Annotated in this window: 1 protein-coding gene; it reads left to right on the forward strand. The window is 48.4% G+C overall.

What is annotated here, in order from left to right; translation table 11 throughout:
* Positions 1-799, forward strand: a 799-nt coding sequence (gene rsxC, locus R7E78_RS25875; protein ID WP_318058575.1) for an electron transport complex subunit RsxC, incomplete at both ends; no start/stop codon positions are given.

Raw genomic sequence — 799 nt, forward strand, 5'->3', positions numbered from 1 at the left:
GGGACTTCCCAGGCGGTGTGCATCCGGCAGAAAACAAAAAACAATCCAATAAAGCCGACTTAGTGCGAGCATCCATTCCCGCTGAAATCATTCTTCCGCTGAAACAGCACATTGGTAAAGCGGGTAACTTGTTGGTCTCTGTTGGTGAGCACGTTTTAAAAGGACAAGCTTTAACCCAATCAGAAACTGGGTTTACAGTACCCGTACATGCGCCAACTTCTGGCACTATTACTGCCATCGAGCCTCGAACGGTGGCTCACCCTTCTGGTTTGAGCGAATTGTGCGCCGTCATCACTCCTGACGGCCAAGATACTTGGTGTGAAAAGTCACCTATCGCTGACTACACTCAAGAATCCGCCGATGCACTCATCGACATTATTCGCCTTGCTGGCATTTCAGGGATGGGTGGTGCTGGCTTCCCTACCGCGAAAAAGATCCAATCAGGCATTGCTCGTACAGAAATCCTGATTGTAAATGCAGCAGAATGTGAACCGTACATCACGGCCGATGACAAACTGATGCAGGAGCATGCCGAAGAGCTTATCCAGGGTATCGAAATCGTCGAACACATCCTTAAGCCAAAGCTGACGATCATTGGTATCGAAGATAACAAGCCAGATGCCATTAAAGCGTTGGAAAGTGCCGCGCTGAACAAGGACATTGTTATTCGAGTAATCCCGACGAAATACCCGTCGGGCGGTGAAAAGCAGCTGATAAAGATTCTGACCAACAAGGAAGTTCCTAGCGGCTCTATCCCTGCAGATATTGGCATCTTGGTTCAAAACGTCGGTTCTTTATA

The organism is Vibrio sp. YT-19(2023) (genome assembly GCF_033337395.1).